This is a genomic window from Thermosediminibacter oceani DSM 16646, from assembly GCF_000144645.1.
GTDB classification, from domain to species: domain Bacteria; phylum Bacillota; class Thermosediminibacteria; order Thermosediminibacterales; family Thermosediminibacteraceae; genus Thermosediminibacter; species Thermosediminibacter oceani.
Map to the genome: position 1 here is coordinate 71416 of NC_014377.1, position 18599 is coordinate 90014.

At 45.6% G+C, this 18599-nt stretch carries 10 protein-coding genes, 2 pseudogenes and 1 CRISPR repeat array; of the genes and pseudogenes, 9 read left to right on the top strand and 3 right to left on the bottom strand.

Features of this window, described 5'->3' with window-relative positions; translation table 11 throughout:
- Positions 1-6: 6 nt before the first annotated feature.
- The 4 genes and pseudogenes from cas4 (at position 7) to TOCE_RS00400 (ending at position 8100) form a co-directional block, all read left to right on the top strand.
- Positions 7-537 carry a CRISPR-associated protein Cas4 gene (gene cas4, locus TOCE_RS00380; protein WP_013274918.1) on the top strand — a complete coding sequence of 177 codons (531 nt, stop codon included), beginning with the start codon at positions 7-9 and terminating at the stop codon, positions 535-537.
- A 52-nt stretch (positions 538-589) separates the two neighbouring features.
- Positions 590-1582, top strand: coding sequence for a type I-B CRISPR-associated endonuclease Cas1b (gene cas1b, locus TOCE_RS00385; protein ID WP_013274919.1), 993 nt, complete (start codon positions 590-592; stop codon positions 1580-1582).
- Between the two features lie 21 nt (positions 1583-1603).
- Positions 1604-1867 carry a CRISPR-associated endonuclease Cas2 gene (gene cas2, locus TOCE_RS00390; RefSeq protein ID WP_013274920.1) on the top strand — a complete coding sequence of 88 codons (264 nt, stop codon included), beginning with the start codon at positions 1604-1606 and terminating at the stop codon, positions 1865-1867.
- Between the two features lie 182 nt (positions 1868-2049).
- Positions 2050-6732: direct repeats of the CRISPR family, unit length 30 nt; unit sequence GTTACTAGCTTACCTATGAGGGGTTGAAAC.
- A 102-nt stretch (positions 6733-6834) separates the two neighbouring features.
- Positions 6835-8100, top strand: a pseudogene (locus TOCE_RS00400) (IS3 family transposase).
- Positions 8101-8392: 292 nt separating this feature from the next.
- On the opposite strand, the gene TOCE_RS00405 reads toward TOCE_RS00400, so the two are convergent.
- Positions 8393-9613 (bottom strand): IS110 family RNA-guided transposase, encoded by a 1221-nt coding sequence (locus TOCE_RS00405; protein ID WP_013274922.1) that lies wholly within the window; start codon positions 9611-9613, stop codon positions 8393-8395.
- A 529-nt stretch (positions 9614-10142) separates the two neighbouring features.
- Between TOCE_RS00405 and cas6 the strand changes: the two genes are divergently transcribed.
- Positions 10143-10955 carry a CRISPR-associated endoribonuclease Cas6 gene (cas6, locus tag TOCE_RS00410; protein ID WP_049817869.1) on the top strand — a complete coding sequence of 271 codons (813 nt, stop codon included), beginning with the start codon at positions 10143-10145 and terminating at the stop codon, positions 10953-10955.
- A 229-nt stretch (positions 10956-11184) separates the two neighbouring features.
- On the opposite strand, the gene TOCE_RS00415 is transcribed toward cas6, so the two are convergent.
- Complete coding sequence (locus TOCE_RS00415) at positions 11185-11520, bottom strand: DUF5362 family protein (RefSeq protein ID WP_013274924.1); 336 nt, start codon at positions 11518-11520, stop codon at positions 11185-11187.
- Positions 11521-11833: 313 nt separating this feature from the next.
- On the opposite strand from TOCE_RS00415, the gene TOCE_RS00420 reads away from it, so the two are divergent.
- Together TOCE_RS00420 and TOCE_RS00425 are read left to right on the top strand one after the other, a co-directional pair.
- Positions 11834-13057, top strand: a complete 1224-nt coding sequence (locus TOCE_RS00420) for an IS110 family RNA-guided transposase (RefSeq protein WP_013274925.1) — start codon at positions 11834-11836, stop codon at positions 13055-13057.
- A 404-nt stretch (positions 13058-13461) separates the two neighbouring features.
- Positions 13462-13692: a sulfurtransferase TusA family protein gene (locus TOCE_RS00425; RefSeq protein WP_013274926.1), complete on the top strand. Its 231-nt coding sequence runs from the start codon at positions 13462-13464 to the stop codon at positions 13690-13692.
- Here TOCE_RS00425 and TOCE_RS00430 read toward each other — a convergent pair.
- The gene (locus tag TOCE_RS00430) at positions 13689-14591 is read right to left on the bottom strand and encodes a selenium metabolism-associated LysR family transcriptional regulator (RefSeq protein WP_013274927.1); all 903 of its coding nucleotides are present in this window, start codon (positions 14589-14591) and stop codon (positions 13689-13691) included. The genes TOCE_RS00425 and TOCE_RS00430 overlap by 4 nt on opposite strands.
- 165 nt (positions 14592-14756) lie before the next feature.
- Here TOCE_RS00430 and TOCE_RS12535 point away from each other — a divergent pair.
- Positions 14757-15929: pseudogene (locus tag TOCE_RS12535) on the top strand (YeeE/YedE family protein).
- A 110-nt stretch (positions 15930-16039) separates the two neighbouring features.
- On the top strand, positions 16040-18589 hold the full coding sequence (locus tag TOCE_RS00445) for an FAD-dependent oxidoreductase (protein ID WP_013274930.1): 2550 nt from the start codon (positions 16040-16042) through the stop codon (positions 18587-18589).
- Positions 18590-18599 lie beyond the last annotated feature (10 nt).

The window sequence follows — 18599 nt, forward strand, 5'->3', positions numbered from 1 at the left end:
CCTTGTATGCTACTAAGGGAAGGATTAAAAGTGTTAAACGAAGAGATTAACATTACCGGAACACTAGTATGGTATTACTTTATATGTCCGCGTCAGGTATGGCTTATGTCCCATAATATAAATCCCGATGAAGATGATGAAAATGTGGCGATTGGACGGTTTTTACATCAAGAAAGTTACGCAAGAGAGCGGAAGGAAATAAGTTTTCACGGTGGGAAAGTGGACGTTTTGGGGACCCGAGAAGGACAGCTCGTCATTGCGGAAATAAAAAAGAGTTCAAAAGCAGAACGAAGTGCGAAAATGCAATTGGCTTTTTATCTTTTTGAACTAAGAAAGCTCGGAATAGAGGCAAAGGGAGAACTCAGATATCTCGAGGAAAAACGAAAGGAGCAGATTGTTTTGGACGAGCAACTGACAAGAGAAGTGGAAAATGCCATAACCCGTATCCTGAAGTTGATGTATGAGCCAGTACCTCCAAAGCCAGAAAAGATAAGATGGTGCAGTAATTGTGCATATAGAGAATTCTGCTGGGCTTGATTATTAATTTTTAATTTACATATCAATATGCTTTCAAGGAGCCTTTCGTAGTATGAAAAAAGCGATTTATATTTTTTCAAGCGGAGAACTTAAAAGAAAAGACAATACTCTTTACCTTGAAACCGAAGACCGGAAAAACTATATACCCGTGGAAAATACCAGTGAGATCTATATTTTTGGAGAAGTAAACATAAATAAGAGGTTTCTGGAATTTGCGTCTCAAAACCAAATAATAATTCATTTTTTTAACCATTATGACTACTATGTGGGATCCTTTTACCCGCGGGAGTTTCTTAATTCAGGCTACATGATTTTGAAGCAGGCCGAATACTATTTGGATAAAGAAAAAAGGCTAACAATAGCACGGGAGTTCGTAAGAGGTGCGGTAAAAAATATATTACAGGTCATAAGGTATTACATAAATCGCGGAAAAGATCTGGTTAAAATCGATGAAAGGATCCGCGAACTTGAGGGCAGAATAGATGATTTTAATGAAATTGATGAGCTCATGGCTATAGAGGGCAATATCAGAGAATGTTATTATTCTTCGTTTGATAAAATATTACAAAATCAAGACTTTAAGTTCTGCAAAAGGACTACAAGGCCACCGAAAAACAACTTAAATTCGCTTATAAGCTTTGGAAATTCAATGATTTATACGATCGTGCTTAGCGAAATATATAAAACACACCTGGACCCTCGTATCGGTTTTCTCCATGCTACCAATTTCAGGAGGTTTACCCTGAACCTCGATGTTGCAGAGATTTTCAAGCCGATTATAGTCGACAGGGTAATACTTACCCTTATCGGCAGAAAGGTGATAACCAAAGACGATTTTGAGCAAGATTCTGAAGGGTTGATTATTAAAGAAAAAGCCAAAAGGGAGTTTATAAAAGAACTGGAAGAAAAACTATCAACAACTTTCAAGCATAGGCAAATTGGTAAAAACGTTTCATATAGAAGACTTATAAGGCTCGAGCTATATAAATTGGAAAAGCATCTCATGGGTGAACAAGAATACAGCGCCTTTGTAGCCGGCTGGTAATCTGGAGGCATAAGAATTTGCATGTTTATAATACTTGTATATGACGTGGGCGAAAAAAGAGTGGCAAAGGTGTTAAAAATCTGCCGAAAATATCTTACCTGGGTTCAGAATTCGGTCTTTGAAGGAGAAATAACGGAATCGGCGTATAAAAAATTAAAACTGGAACTGAAAAGAGCAATAGTGGAAGATGAAGATTCGGTTATTTTTTACATATTAAGGACGATTAAATATTCCGATCGAGAAATGCTTGGGAGAAAAAAGGGCGGAGAGGAAATATTTCTATAAAAAATGTCGTCGACCTCCGGTGATGCAAAAACCCCCGGAGGTCGACGACAAAGGCTAATTACGCTTAAAGTCAGAATTAACACTGTTTCAGAAGGATTTTTTTAGTTAGTGGCGAAATAAATATAGAAAATTAAATAAACGTTTTTTCTGCTTAAAACTTTAATTTTTTCATTATTTCATGGGTTACTAGCTTACCTATGAGGGGTTGAAACGAGCTGATATAACTGATAATGCTGGTGGAATAGCTGAGTTACTAGCTTACCTATGAGGGGTTGAAACCCCCTACTTTAAATTTGTCCGCTATGCTCGCTTTCGGTTACTAGCTTACCTATGAGGGGTTGAAACTCCAGTAACTCCTGTATGACTTTCTTCTTCATATCTCGCGTTACTAGCTTACCTATGAGGGGTTGAAACCCGCCTCTCGGTATCCATTCCGCTCCAGTAGTGCAAAAGTTACTAGCTTACCTATGAGGGGTTGAAACGAATCCGCCCCTAATTCTTTTGATACAGAGCCGAAAAGTTACTAGCTTACCTATGAGGGGTTGAAACCCGCCTCTCGGTATCCATTCCGCTCCAGTAGTGCAAAGTTACTAGCTTACCTATGAGGGGTTGAAACATACCTCATCCTCGCCAGTCAGATCGTTCCAGAAGGGCGTTACTAGCTTACCTATGAGGGGTTGAAACAGGTATCTGACTATGCTTTCTAATGCTGAGATAACAAGGTTACTAGCTTACCTATGAGGGGTTGAAACGCGATATATTCGCTGTTTTTCTTGAGGAGGAAATATCGTTACTAGCTTACCTATGAGGGGTTGAAACGCGATATATTCGCTGTTTTTCTTGAGGAGGAAATATCGAGTTACTAGCTTACCTATGAGGGGTTGAAACCACCTCGCTCCCGGCGGCACGCATAAGACCACATTTCTGGGTTACTAGCTTACCTATGAGGGGTTGAAACATGGCATCACGATCAAGACCCCGACCGAACTAAAGGTCGTTACTAGCTTACCTATGAGGGGTTGAAACGCGGTTCCCGTAGAAAAATATAGGGAACTCCAATAGCTGTTACTAGCTTACCTATGAGGGGTTGAAACCTTCTCCCCTACTCTCCCCTACCCTACCCTGTTGTGTGTTACTAGCTTACCTATGAGGGGTTGAAACAGATTATTTATTTCTTCCTCAAAGTGATGGTAAAAGTTACTAGCTTACCTATGAGGGGTTGAAACAAGAAATACCTGCACGCAGGTGGACTGCAGAAAGTGCGTTACTAGCTTACCTATGAGGGGTTGAAACTCCGATCGTATGGCGACCAGTTCCTTCGCTCTCTCCCAGTTACTAGCTTACCTATGAGGGGTTGAAACCGATTGGCGGGTCAAGAGAGTATGACAAGAGCAGAAGCGTTACTAGCTTACCTATGAGGGGTTGAAACTTGAAAAAGCTATACGACCGTCCATATAAATACTCGTGTTACTAGCTTACCTATGAGGGGTTGAAACCGATTGGCGGGTCAAGAGAGTATGACAAGAGCAGAAGCGTTACTAGCTTACCTATGAGGGGTTGAAACGAGCAATCGAAACAGCGATAACTGTTGGCGCTCCAGTAGTTACTAGCTTACCTATGAGGGGTTGAAACAGGATGATATCCGGTGATGTTCGGGCACTTACCGGGTTACTAGCTTACCTATGAGGGGTTGAAACTATTTCTCCCGCTCACGCTTGAGGCGTTCGGAAAGAAGTTACTAGCTTACCTATGAGGGGTTGAAACCGGTTATAGTCGGGCTCTCAATCATAGGCGTTGCTAAGTTACTAGCTTACCTATGAGGGGTTGAAACCAAGACAGAGAGCCGAGGAATACACGAGGCGAGCTTGTTACTAGCTTACCTATGAGGGGTTGAAACATCTATTGCTACCGCGTCGATTTCGGCTTCTATTTCTTGTTACTAGCTTACCTATGAGGGGTTGAAACTACATACTCCCCCATGTGTAATGGGATTGGGGAGTATGAGTAGTTACTAGCTTACCTATGAGGGGTTGAAACAATTCTAATCATAGAATAGCATAGATGGAATAAGAAGTTACTAGCTTACCTATGAGGGGTTGAAACCTCGATTTTTTCTTCAATAGCCGCCGAGGCGATGGAATTGTTACTAGCTTACCTATGAGGGGTTGAAACATTCATTCATATTGACACTCTCCTTTCGGTGTTCAAGTTACTAGCTTACCTATGAGGAGTTGAAACCTAAAATGCTTTTCTATTGTTTCGGGTGAATATATGCGGTTACTAGCTTACCTATGAGGGGTTGAAACAGCGGAAGGGCCCGAAGGCCCTGGCCGGGATTCTCGGTTACTAGCTTACCTATGAGGGGTTGAAACTACCCACAAAGGAGGGATTTTACAATACACCCCCGGGTTACTAGCTTACCTATGAGGGGTTGAAACGGGTATGACGAATTTGCAAAAGAATTAGGATTCGATTGTTACTAGCTTACCTATGAGGGGTTGAAACTTTCGTAAACCGATTTAAAAATCCTTCCTTCGCCGCGTTACTAGCTTACCTATGAGGGGTTGAAACTAGGTAATGTATTTGCAACCGCCGCAACCTTTTTCTTTGTTACTAGCTTACCTATGAGGGGTTGAAACAAATTTCCGTTTATGTGAAAATATCTTTTTCGTAAAGTTACTAGCTTACCTATGAGGGGTTGAAACGAGTACTGTTTTTTATTTTTTTAAGGTAGTACTAAAGTTACTAGCTTACCTATGAGGGGTTGAAACCCGCTCCTGAAGTGCCTAATATCGCTGGCGGCGTCGGCGGGTTACTAGCTTACCTATGAGGGGTTGAAACTCGAAGAAAAATAGCCGCCAGCGTCGGCGATTTCAGTTACTAGCTTACCTATGAGGGGTTGAAACCCTTCCTGCCGAGCCGCAAATATTCGGTGCTGGTCTCGTTACTAGCTTACCTATGAGGGGTTGAAACCGGGGACACCGGTCACCCAGGGGCCGTTAGACTTCTTGTTACTAGCTTACCTATGAGGGGTTGAAACACGACATGGAATACAATTTCATCTAAGCTAGGGGATATATGGTTACTAGCTTACCTATGAGGGGTTGAAACTAAGATAGATATGCAGCATCCTCGTATTCTTCGCACATTGTTACTAGCTTACCTATGAGGGGTTGAAACCAGTTAGCGGCGGCACCAGCGGCAGCTTCCTCTTCGTTACTAGCTTACCTATGAGGGGTTGAAACGGGCATGACTCTGGGAGAAAGGGGAGCGTGACACCCCGTTACTAGCTTACCTATGAGGGGTTGAAACGCATATCAGCACTTACGTGAGAGTTCTGAATTAGGCCGTTACTAGCTTACCTATGAGGGGTTGAAACGCGTAAAATACGCACGAGCAAGAACCCGCACGACATTTTCAGTTACTAGCTTACCTATGAGGGGTTGAAACTCATTGAAATAGTCGAAAATTCCGCTGGTATCACACAGTTACTAGCTTACCTATGAGGGGTTGAAACGCTGTAACTGGTGGCTCTTATGTAACTTTCTCAATATGTTACTAGCTTACCTATGAGGGGTTGAAACCCCACTGGTATTTCTATTGCGCCCCGTTTAGGTGGGCGTTACTAGCTTACCTATGAGGGGTTGAAACAAAAAATTTTTGGCATGGCGTCACACTCCCTCCGCTCGTTACTAGCTTACCTATGAGGGGTTGAAACGCAAAATCGTCCAATGTAAGATTATGTTCTTCTCTAAGTTACTAGCTTACCTATGAGGGGTTGAAACGAAAATGACATGATTGAACGGAGTAGAAAGGTAGTCAACGTTACTAGCTTACCTATGAGGGGTTGAAACTCTGCATGACAAAAGCATAGAGTTGCTTTATGTCTGCGTTACTAGCTTACCTATGAGGGGTTGAAACGTGCCTGGAACACTTTTTACCCGTTACTACGGATCATTTAGTTACTAGCTTACCTATGAGGGGTTGAAACTATAAACAAACAGTAGGGTTGGAACGACCCGAATTTAGTTACTAGCTTACCTATGAGGGGTTGAAACTGAGAAAAATAACGATGATTATACTAATAACCCTTTTTGTTACTAGCTTACCTATGAGGGGTTGAAACCGCGTATTACGCCCTCCATAAATTTCATAAGTGGCCAAGGTTACTAGCTTACCTATGAGGGGTTGAAACCTGCTGCCCTCATGAGAGGATGGAATGCCATTCTGAGTTACTAGCTTACCTATGAGGGGTTGAAACCCGTGCTGGCTCCTTCTGCACCGAGGGTTTCACCGACGTTACTAGCTTACCTATGAGGGGTTGAAACCCAGCAAGCTATTCACCGAACGGGAGCGAGGTTTTGGTTACTAGCTTACCTATGAGGGGTTGAAACCCTCCACTTCGCCCGCAAGTATATCGCCATAGTTTAGTTACTAGCTTACCTATGAGGGGTTGAAACTAATGAACCACTGAAAGCGCGAATGCGCCGTAGGTGGTTACTAGCTTACCTATGAGGGGTTGAAACTCTGCATGACAAAAGCATAGAGTTGCTTTATGTCTGCGTTACTAGCTTACCTATGAGGGGTTGAAACGTGCCTGGAACACTTTTTACCCGTTACTACGGATCATTTAGTTACTAGCTTACCTATGAGGGGTTGAAACGCAGAAGCGATGGGCAAAAGCATTGCCGAAGCGAGAGTTACTAGCTTACCTATGAGGGGTTGAAACTGTCGAAAGAATCCAGGGTTTCAAGCCATTTCGGGAAGGTTACTAGCTTACCTATGAGGGGTTGAAACGACAAAATCTCAATTCCAGTATACCACAAAGGAGGAAGTTACTAGCTTACCTATGAGGGGTTGAAACCCAGGTCGCTAATCAACGACACAGGCACTTTTTCTATTTAGCCCCCTAATAGAATTGGAGAAAAAGTTTGATAATGTTACAATGTTAATTAGGGGGTATGAAATTGAAAAAGAAACGTTATGACCGAGAATTTAAGGAGCAAGTTGTAAGAGAATGCCAGGAAGTTGGTAATATTGCGTTAGTGGCTAGAGGACATGGACTCTCCAAAAATACGGTATATAACTGGCTTCAAGCAACAAGAAAGAATGGTTCTGTTATCCCTCTGCCACGCGATGTAAACCAAAGGCTTTTAGAGGCAGAAAATAGGCTAGAAAGTTTAGCTAGGGAGAATGACCAGCTAAAAAGACTTGTGGCGGAAAAAGAACTAGAACTGGCTATTTTAAGAGAATTACGGGATCGAGTAAACCCTCAGTAGCCGACAAAGTCGCAATTGCCAAAAGGTGGGTGGCGAAAGGATATAGTCTCTACCTCGTTCTGGGCTTTGTCGGCCTTGCGCCATCCACCTTTTACACATATGAAAGTAAAAAAGAACCGACTGTAACCGCTGATAACCAAGCTAAAGCTAAAGCGGGCAGGCCAAAAACGCAGTTTTCTTTTACTCTGGATGGCAAGAAGGTTGCCGATGAGCAGATTAAAGAATGGCTATGTGAATTGGTTTGTCAAGATGGTTTTCCTTATGGCTATAAGAAGCTTACGGCAGCTTTAGTAGAGGACTATGGCCTTGTCATCAACCATAAAAAAGTTTACCGGCTATGTAAGGAACTGGATATTCTTAAGCCGCAAAGAATTTGTAAACCAAAGCATCCAAGGCGCCTAGCTCAACGCATTGAAGTAACCGGGCCTAACCAACTCTGGGAAATGGATGTAAAATACGGATACATACACGGAGAAGAAAGATTCTTTTTTCAGCTTTCGCTTATTGATGTATTTGATCGTTGTGTGATTGACTACCACTTAGGTTTAACCTGTACAGCCAAAGACGCCCGTAGGGTGCTGTGTAAGTGCCTTAAAGAAGCGTGGTATTAAACCAGGAATGCAAATGCCAAGGTTAAGAACGGATAATGGTCCTCAATTCATTGCTAACCTTTTTGCTGCAGCCTGTCGGAAACTTGGCATCGTTCATGAACGAATACCGGTAAAAACCCCAAACTTAAATGCTCATATTGAAGCCTTCCATTCAATTCTTGAAGATGAATGCTATAGCCGACATCAATTTGCAAGCTACGCGGAAGCCTATGAACAGATTGCTTGGTATATGGATTATTACAATAATCGCCGCCGTCATGGGAGTCTTAACAATATGGCTCCCCAAAAATATTATCAAGCTATTATAAGTAATTCTATAAAACCTAAATCTTTGGTAGTATAATCTCCAAAATTAGGGGGTCAAGGCGTTTTCATGTTACTAGCTTACCTATGAGGGGTTGAAACATAATATCCCTATCAGTATACATTTCAGGGAGTTCTAGTTACTAGCTTACCTATGAGGGGTTGAAACATGAATCAGGAAAATACTTCACTCCCACCAAAAACAGTTACTAACCTACCTATCCTGAAAATAATGATCCGCAAAAAGGCAATAAAAAACTAAGCCCATACATAATGTAAAAATATGGGATAAATATGAATCTATATATGCGTAATAACAAATCTCAAAATAGTTAAGACACCATCGTTTCGACCGTAACCTTCAACCCTAAAGACTCAAGCTTCTTCAAAGACTGCCGGATGACCATATTGCGCCTTTTCTCTTCGTAAAAATTCGGACCTAATTCAATATAAGGTTGCCTTCGCTTGAGAATATGATAAACTATAGTTAGGATGCTGTTAGCTACCGCAACCGCTGCTCGATTCGATCCTCTTCGGGCAGCGATGCGGTGGTATTGACTTGAAAGATAAGTATCTTTTGCTCTGGAGGCGGCCCGGGCAGCTTCTACAAGAGCGCTACGCAACTTCTTGTTTCCCTTTCGGGTCCTGGCGGACTTTCGTTTACCGGCGCTTTCATTCTGACCTGGACACAGCCCCGCCCATGAACACAAATGAGCGGCGGAGGGGAACTGATCCATATTGGTTCCGATTTCAGCAATTATCTGTTCAGCATTCCTTCTTCCCACTCCTGGAATCGTATCCAGCAGTGCCAGGTCCTCTTCAAAAGGGAGCATTCGATTTTTAATTTCTTCATCCAATCTTTCTATTTCTTCATCGAGGTAATCAATATGTCTCAACTGTATTTCCAGCATCTTTCTCTGGTGATAATTAATAAATCCTTTTAAAGCGCGCTTTAGATCTTCCTTTTTATTCTTTAACTTACCATGAGAAAGCTCTGCCAGGATTTCGGGGTCATCTACACCGCTGATGAGAGCTTCCAGTATAGAGTGACTGGACATGCCGTTAATATCGGAGACCACCGAAGACAGCTTGATATTGGCTCCTTCGAGCACTTTCTGGATGCGGTTAAGCTCCCTTGAGCGCTCTTCAACGAGGCTGTGCCTGTAACGGACAAGTTCGCGAAGCTCCCTTTGCTCTCTGTCGGGGACGAAGCTGCCTTTTAAAAGGCCGTGGCGGAGTAGACTAGCAATCCATTCAGCATCCTTGACATCGGTTTTTCTGCCAGGCACATTTTTAATATGCTTTGCATTGACAAGGAGGATATTAATATTCTCAAGCTCCAGCAGGTTGTAGATAGGCTTCCAGAAAGAACCGGTGCTTTCCATGGCGACGACAGTACATCCTTTGTTTTTAATGAATTCCTTTAGAGCAATCAGGTCATCGGTCATAGTTGAAAAAGAGCGAATTTCCTTACCATCGGGAGTAATTACACAAGCCACGACGCTCTTTTTATGAACGTCCAGGCCGCAGACGTGAGAATACACTACATCCATAAAAGCAACTCCTTAGCGGCTTTAATATTGAAGGGCTGGTGCAACAACCATAAATAGTTATTCTATCCTGCGTGCTTCCCGTAACGGGAGCAACAATCTGTGGTGCACCTGGTCGTTGGGGTCTGTCTATAAGTCGGGCTCGAAGCACCAAGGTAAGAACGACCTGCCTTCGCCAGCCGCTATACTGATTATATCATGAAAGTGCATTTTCATCCTCTGATGGTGCCGCTTTTGCGGCATGGGAGTCTATGAGGGATTGAAACGAGTTATGTCGACCGCATATGTCACTGCAAAAGTGTTGTTTCTAGCCTACCCATCAGGGATTCATCTTTGATACCAAATACAAAGCGCCTACAAGACAATATGTTTTTAACGGTTATCACTGGCATGATTGCTATTATCGTACTAAATGGTTTATGTTTTGAAGTTAGATTTACACGGTAGATCTTTCAAAAGCAATGCTCTTTGGGACGAGCTTTGATTGATTCAAGGCTCTTAATTTTATTTTTAGGAGGATATTGCGATGTAAATGTCGAAGAAAGAAAGCACAATTGCAGGTGGTGGTCTTATGAGGATGAAGCTTACCTTTAACTCCGAAAGCCCGGTGGCGCTCCCCATACACTACAACCACATAATCCAGGGGATGATTTATTCAAACCTGACGCAGGAATTCGCAGAATTCATGCACGAGGACGGTTTTCCCTGGGGAAAGCGAAGGTTCAAGCTCTTTACCTTTTCCAGGCTCGAGGGTAAGTTCAGGATGGTGGAAGGCGGCAGGATCGAGTTCGAACCACCCTTCAGCTTTATTGTATCGTCGCCATTAGAGCGCTTCCTGCGGGAGCTGGCTGGAGGTCTTTTGAAGAACGATGATCTTTCCCTAGCAGGCCGACGCGTAGTGCTGGAAAATGTGACGGTTCACGCCGCTGTGGAAGATCACGATTTAGGCGACAGGATAAAAATAAACATGCTCTCGCCGGTGGTAGCTTACAAAACCCTGGTTGAGGGCGGGAAAAAGAGGACGCTGTACCTTACCCCACTGCAGGAGGAATTTGGAGAACTCCTGAAAAACAACCTGCTGAAAAAATATGCGGTACTGACCGGACAAGAGCCGGGTGAACGGAAGTTCGAGATAAAGCCTGCTTTCCCTTTGAGCGAAAAGCACTGCAAGATAATAAAGTATAAGGATGTCATAATAAAGGGATGGATGGGCGTATACACACTCAGGGGAGACCCGGCTCTATTGAAAATAGCCTACGATGCTGGGCTTGGCAGCAAAAATTCCCAGGGTTTCGGGTGCTTCGAGATTCTGGAAGGGCTCAAAAGACGATCTGGAGCTATCTAGTTTCCGGCGCCGCCGTTTTCCACCGGAATTTTCACAGCGAATTTTCCGTTTGCCCACTACTGTTTTTTCCTAAAAACCCAATAAAAAAGGCCGGGGTTAACCACCCGGCTTTTTTTGGCTGTTCCAGCTTTATGTAGAAATTTTGGCGGTATACTAAAAGATTCATTCAAAGGTTTTCACGCTACACCTCAAAAAACTTGCTATTATACCGGTATCAATTGAATTGCCATTATTGATACAATAAAAATCCCGATAGTGCTACTATAATAGCGGCAGAGAAACCGATTATAATGAAAAGCCCCTGTATTTTGAAATACGCGGTCAGTTCCTTAATGAGTAATACCATATCCTGTTCGTTATACTCCTGAGATAATGCTATGCTTTTAGCGTATTTTCTGGCACCTAGTAATTTAATTCCTAAAATTAGCGTTATTACCCCGGGTAAAGCGCCAATAACGTATGCAAAAAGTCCTATGATCGCCTCAATGGCTCCCGCAATTGTTGTGACCCATCCAACAATTCCTACCCATGTGCAAAGTTCATCCAGCTTCTGTTTTAAATTCATATAATTCCTCCTTGTACAATATAGTTAGCTTTAATAATGTAATTAAGGGTCATTCAAAGTTTCTTGACAACCACACAGGAATTCTGATAAAACTTAGCTAATATTTCTCGTAGCGGCAGGGGACTTCGATCTTCCTCCTTGGGAAGCTCTTTCGCTGTCCCGAAATTAAGAGTGAAGCCCCTCCTCTATGAGATGTCTCGAATGAGCACGTTGCGGATGTAGCTTGCTGCATGCCTCGAGTTACGCGCAAGGTTGAGACTTATAGAGGATTGCGGGAACCCTGCCTAATTCAGTGAAAGCGAGGATGTAAATCATGTTCTATGGCGGTATTGATGTGGCTAAACACAGTCACGAAGTATGCCTCGTAAACGACTCCGGTGATATAGTCTTAAAAATGCATCTAGACAATAACCATAAAGGAATGAATAAGCTTTTGCAGGCATTGGAAAGACTCGGTTTAAAGCCTGATGACGTAAAGTTCTGCTTAGAGGCTACCGGCCATTACTGGCTCCCTATCTACTGCTACCTCACTAACCAGGGATTTGAACTTCATGTCATCAATCCCATTCAGTCGGATGCTTTGCGGAATCTCTATGTGCGTAAAACTAAAACCGACCAAAAAGATGCTCTGCTCCTTGCTGACTTGCTGCGATTGGGAAGAGCCCCCGAGACCAGACTCCCTTCCGAAACAACCCTCAAATTGCAGTCGCTCTCCCGACTCCGCTTTGAGTTCGTACGCCAGGTCGGTGGCCTTAAGAACAGGGTGCTTGGTATTTTGGATAGGATTTTCCCTGAATACCCAGACTGCTTCTCCGATGTGTTTATCCGGACTTCAAGGGAGCTGCTTAAATCTTACCCGGAGCCGGAAGAATTAGCCGAAGTGGACCTTTCAGAGTTATCTGCTTTCCTGAAAGAACATTCCCGCGGTCGGTTCGGTGAAGAAAGAGCTAAAAAGATTCAATCTCTGGCTAAGGGGACCTTCGGTATCACCATGGCTTTAGACGCTTTCACATTACAGCTTCGTTTGTTGGTTGAGCAAATTGAATTTATTGAAGAACAGATAAAGGTTATTGAAGATGCAATTAACGAGGTTATGGAGGAGCTTCGTCCTAGTAAGGATACCCCTTATCGCCACGTAATTGAAACTATTCCAGGTATTGGCCCTGTCCTGGCTGCCGCAATTATCGGTGAGATAGGTGATATTTCTCGTTTCCCTAACCCCCGGGCTCTCGTAGCTTATGCCGGTTTAGATGCTACAGTCAGGGCTTCAGGATTGTTTGAGGGTACTCGTAACCGTATGTCTAAACGCGGTTCCCCTGTTTTAAGAAACAGCTTGTGGTTAGCCGCTGTTTCAGCCCGCCGTTTTAACCCGGAGTTGAGGGCTTATTATGAGCAAAAACGCAGCCAGGGAAAGCACTCGAATGTTGCTACAGGAGCCGTTGCAAGAAAACTTGTTCACCTGATCTACTCTCTCTGGAAGGATAACCGGCCGTATGACCCGGATTATCAATGGTCTCCTCCCGGCAAAAATGCGTGAACAGAATTTCTATGTGATTGTCAAGAAATTTTTGCTCTAGCCTATTGACTTTTCATAGCACGTCTTAAATAACAATAGATAACCCTTAGTGCGTCACCTTATTAAAACAAAAATTACCTTTAAAATATACAAACACATACTACTTGTCAACTGTTAATTTTATGATAGTTCCGGAGTTAACGGCTGCGGGGTTTTTTATGTAGCAAAAATCATAGCATCTCCCCACGGAAATTGCTACATCCATAAAATGTCATATTGAGCTAATAAGATAAAGGTAGTTCGCAAAGAGGATATTTTTTGATTTTGGCGAAATATTTTATCAATAATAAACAACACGAGCAAACAGGGAGCCTAGGGGTTGCTCCTTGCGGAACTGGATAAATCAAAACTGGAAGGAAAGAAATATGACAGAATACCTGATAGATTCGTTGGGAGATATGTGCCCCGTGCCTAATCTCAAGGTGCAGGCTAAAATAAAAAAGCTGCGGCCGGGGGATCGCATAGTCATCCTCACAGACCACAGCTGTGCGGTTACCACGATTGTCGACGAGATGAAGAGAAAAAGGCTTAAGACAAAAGTGGAAGAAGTGGAAAACGGAGTGTGGCGGGTTGTGATAAGCATGGCAGCCCGCTAACAAAAACCCCGGTTCGGAGTATGCATGAATTTTATAAAAGCCTTGGCAGCCTGGCTCTTAACCTTCTCGCGCTTATAAGCCAGGTGGATCTTCTGGACCAGGGGTACGCCCTCGATTTTCAGGGCGACGAGGGTCTTGTTGTAAAGCTCCTTTCTTACGGCCAGCCTCGGCATTATGGAAATGCCGTGTCCTGCTTCCACGGCGGCCTTTATGGAGTCGGCACTGCTCAGTTCCATCACGATATTCAGCCTGCTTTTATCTATGCCTGCCTGCATAAGGCATTTTTCTATCATCTGTCTTGTGCCGGAGCCGTCTTCGCGCATGATGATGGGCTGGCTAAGGAATTCCTCCGGGCTTAGGGTGTCTTTTCCATTCCAGGGTTCCCTGTTAGGGGCTATGACCACCATTTCGTCGCTGGCGATTTCGCTGGAGACGAAGTTTCCAATAGGCTTTTCTCCCTCGATAATCGCCACATCGATGGCGCCGTCCCTGAGTTCCTCCAGGATATACTTGCGGTTGCCGACTTTTAGCTTTATGTTGGTTTCGGGGTATTTTTCCTTAAATATAAAGATGCTGCAGGGCACCGCGTATCCGCCTACTATGGACGATGCTCCGACTATCAGGGTTCCGCTTATGGATGCCCTGAAATCCTCCATATTTTTCTCAAGGTCTTCATAAATCGATACAATCCGGCTTGCGTAGTCGTATAGTATTCTGCCGGCCTCGGTCAGCAATATGCCGCGGTTTGTCCTCTCTATCAGCTGGACCGAAAAGTGATTTTCCAGCTGTTTTATCTGCTGGCTTAAAGCGGGCTGGGTGACGAAAAGGCGCTCCGCGGCCCTCGACAGGGATTGAGTTTCGGCAATGGCAATAAAGGATTTCAAGAGGTTTATGTTCATTTCGATTGCCACCCTTTTTTCCAGTTTTTCCAGATATAAGTTATTATTATAATAGCATAAAAGATAGTGATTTTACACTCTATGTGTTAAAATCTATAATTGAAAGTGGGAGTTAAAGTGAAAGAGAGCACAATAACTCGGAGGAAGAATCAGCTCCCCTATGCGATGGCGCTGCTTCTTACCCTCGTAATTTTCGGCATTTATCTTTCCCGAGCCGGAAAGATTCTGACCGTGAGGTGGATCTTTGGAATAGCTTTCGGCTTTGTTCTGCAGCGCTCCCGCTTTTGCTTTACGGCGGCCGTGAGGGACCCGATCCTGACGGGCAACACTTCCTTGTTCCGGGCGGTCATAATAGCCATCGCTGTCGCAATGGTGGGTTTTTCCTCCATTCAGTTTGCGGCGCACCTGTCTGGATATCCGGTGCCGGGCATGATAAAGCCCGCGGGCGTTCATACGCTGCTGGGGGGAATCATATTCGGCATAGGCGCTGTCTTGAGCGGAGGGTGTGCATCCGGCACCCTGATGCGGGTAGGAGAGGGACACCTCCTGAACTTGATCGCCCTTGTATTCTTCATAGCCGGTTCGGCGGCCGGCGCTTACCATTTCGGCTGGTTCAAGGAGCATATCATAAAGTCCGCACGGCCCGTATTTTTGCCGGATCTCATGGGGTGGGGTGCGGCCTTTTTCGGACAGCTGGCCTTACTGTTCATTCTGTACCGGCTTGCCCTCTGGTGGGACTACAAAAGCAGGGCGCAATAGGCAGCCGGCACGGGGGGGTTAAACGTGAAAAACATGGAGTTTTATAAAGAGAAACTTAAAAGATTTGCGGATGTCATCCTGAAGGAACCCTTCCCGTACTGGTTTGGAGCAATCGTGTTGGGTATTTTAAACGTTTGTCTTTTAGCGGTCAGCGGCGAGCCGTGGCGCATCACCAGTTACTTTGCCCACTGGGGAGCGTGGGTTGCGCGGGCTTTCGGCGCCCGGCCGGAATTCTGGGCTTTCTACGGCGAACGGGAAAACGCAGCGGCTCTGGCAGACGGTTTTTTGCGGGACGGTGGTTCGGTACAGAATTTAGGCATCATCGCCGGTGCCATGCTGGCGGCGCTTCTTGCGTCCCAGTTCAGGTTTAGGAAAATTAAAAGTTATAAGCAGGTGATCGGCGCCGTAATCGGTGGATTTCTCATGGGCTACGGCGCAAGACTTTCGTTCGGCTGCAACATAGGGGCTCTTTTCAGCGGCATATCTTCCATGTCCCTTCACGGATGGATTTTCATGGCTGGCATGCTGGCGGGAGCGTATCTGGGTTCCAGGTTGCTGATAAAGTTTTTCCTGTATTGATAAAAACCGGAAAGGTAAAAAGCAGGGAGGGCGGATATGCCAAAATGCTCTAATTATTGAATAATTGAGCAATATTTTAAATTAATAGCACAATGTAAGGTGGTGCGAGGATGTATCCCGCTGAAGTTCTGGAAAAAATGAAAGAAATAGTTGACAACTGTATGGGTGACGCTCCGGCGTACTGCGTGGCGACCTGCCCCATGCACACCGACGCCAGGGGCTACATCAAACTGATTTCCGAAGGCAGGTATAAAGAAGCTATTAAGCTTATCAGGGAAAAACTGTTTCTCCCGGCTACGCTGGGGAGGATCTGCGCTCATCCCTGTGAACAAAAATGCAAGCGCAATGAGGTGGGGCATCAGCCCATGTCAATAGCCGCCCTGAAGCGGTTTGCCGCCGAATACGACGACCCCTCCGATTGGGATCTTTCCATGGAGCCGGAAAAGGACATTAAGATTGCAGTAATAGGGTCCGGCCCCGCGGGAGCCCAGGCAGCTATCGATTTGAGGAGGAAGGGGTATAAGGTCACCATTTTCGAAAAGCTTCCGGTGGCAGGAGGCATGCTCAGAGTAGGAATACCCGAGTACAGGCTACCCCGGGACATCCTAGAAAAGGAATACAGCTACCTGACGAAACTCGGGATCGAGATCCGCCTCAACACCGAAGTGGGTAAGGACGTAGCTTTTGGCGATATCAGGGATAATTACGATGCGGTGCTTATCGCCGTCGGAGCCCACAGGAGCGTTATGCTTCCGGTACCGGGTATAGACCTGAAGGGGGTCATACCCGCCGTGGATTTCCTGAGGGAGGTCAGCATGACCCGAAAGTACCCGGTGGGAAAGCGGGTTGCTGTGATCGGCGGCGGCAACGTGGCCATGGACGTGGCCCGGAGCCTCATAAGAGTCGGGGCGAAGAAGGTCGACGTTTTCTGCCTTGAAAAAAGGGAACAGATGCCGGCCCACTCCTGGGAAGTTGAGGAGGCAGAAGAAGAGGGTGTTGTCATCCACAACGGCTGGGGACCAAAAGAAATAGTAGGTGAAGACGGCAAAGTTAAGAAAATCGTTTTCAAGGCCTGCGAGTCGGTCTTCGACAAAGAAGGCCGTTTCAACCCCTGCTACGACGAGTCCAAGCTTTATGAAATCGAAGCCGACAACGTGGTACTGGCCGTAGGCCAGACCGCGGACAGCTCGTTTTTGGCAGATACCGGCATAGAGCTTTTGAAAAACGGCAAGGTCAAAGCGGACCCGGTTACACTGGAAACATCGCTGAAAGGCGTGTTTGCCGCAGGAGATGCGGTGGGAAGGCCGCTTTTTGCCATTGAAGCTATGGCCGAAGGCAGAAAGGCGGCGGTTTCCATAGACCGATATTTGAAGGGGGAGGACCTGCGCGCGGGAAGGGAATTCGAGGGAGCTTACGAGACCTGGCTCGAAAAGGACGTTTCCGCCGAGCAGTTTCTGCCGAGGGTCCAGACCATGAAGCTTTCGCCGGAGGAAAGGATAAAGGGCTTCATGGAGGTGGACCTGGGTTTTACCGAGGAGATGGCCAGGAAAGAAGCCGAAAGGTGCCTCCAGTGCGAGTGCCGCCTCTGCGTTAAGGAATGTCTAATGCTGCAGGATTTCACCCACTGCCCCAAGGAACTGTTTAAGGAAATTCTCGATACTGGCAAGGTCAACCCGCTGGTGCCGTACTCCTGTAATATGTGCAACAAGTGTACCCTCGAGTGCCCGAAGGAGTTCAGGCTGGCGGACAGGTTCAGCGAAATAAGAAAGGAACTGGTGAAGCAGGGCATAGGCCCCCTGAAACAGCACAGACCTATCCTGATGCATCAAAAGTTCAGTTTCTCCAGGATTTTCAACGTAACTTTACCGGATAAAAAGGCGGGCTTTACCAGGCGCATTTTCTATCCGGGATGCAGCCTGCCTTCCTACAACCCCGAGGCCGTGGGCAGGATCTACGAGTACCTGAAGGAAAAGCTGCCCGGAACCGGCGCCATCCTGAAATGCTGCGGCAAGCCCACCAAGGCTTTGGGCCAGGAAGAGCTCTTTAAACAGCGGTCAGCTATGGTGGTGGAAGAAGTAAGGAGGCTGGGGGCTGAAGAGGTTATCACCGCCTGCCAGTCCTGCTATAAGACCCTTTCCGAATACCTGCCCAAGCACATACCGGGGATAAAAGTGAGGTCTCTGTGGGTGGTGCTGAAGGAAATAGGCCTGCCCGAAAAGGCAAGGGGCATTGCGAAGAACAGTGGAATGACAGTAGCCATCCACGATTCCTGCGTGACCCGCGATGTGCCGGAAATTCACGACGCGGTAAGGTTTATAGTGAGCGAGCTGGGCTACGGGATAGAAGAGCTCCCCAACAGCCGGGGAAACACCCGATGCTGCGGGTACGGCGGGATGGTGGTGCCGGCCAATCCCGAACTGGCAAAGCGGGTGATGCAAAGGAGAGCGAATGAGGCAAAATGCGAATATATAGCCACATACTGTGCCGCCTGCCGCGCTTCCATGGTGATGGGCGGCAAGAAGGGACTGCACCTTCTCGATCTTATATTCGGAGGTGATTGGAGAGGGAAAGAGACGCCGGGGGTCGATTCGACGCTCCAGAGCTGGAGCAAGAGGTGGAAAACCAAGAAGATCCTCACAAGGATAGCCAATAAAAAATAATAATTTAGGG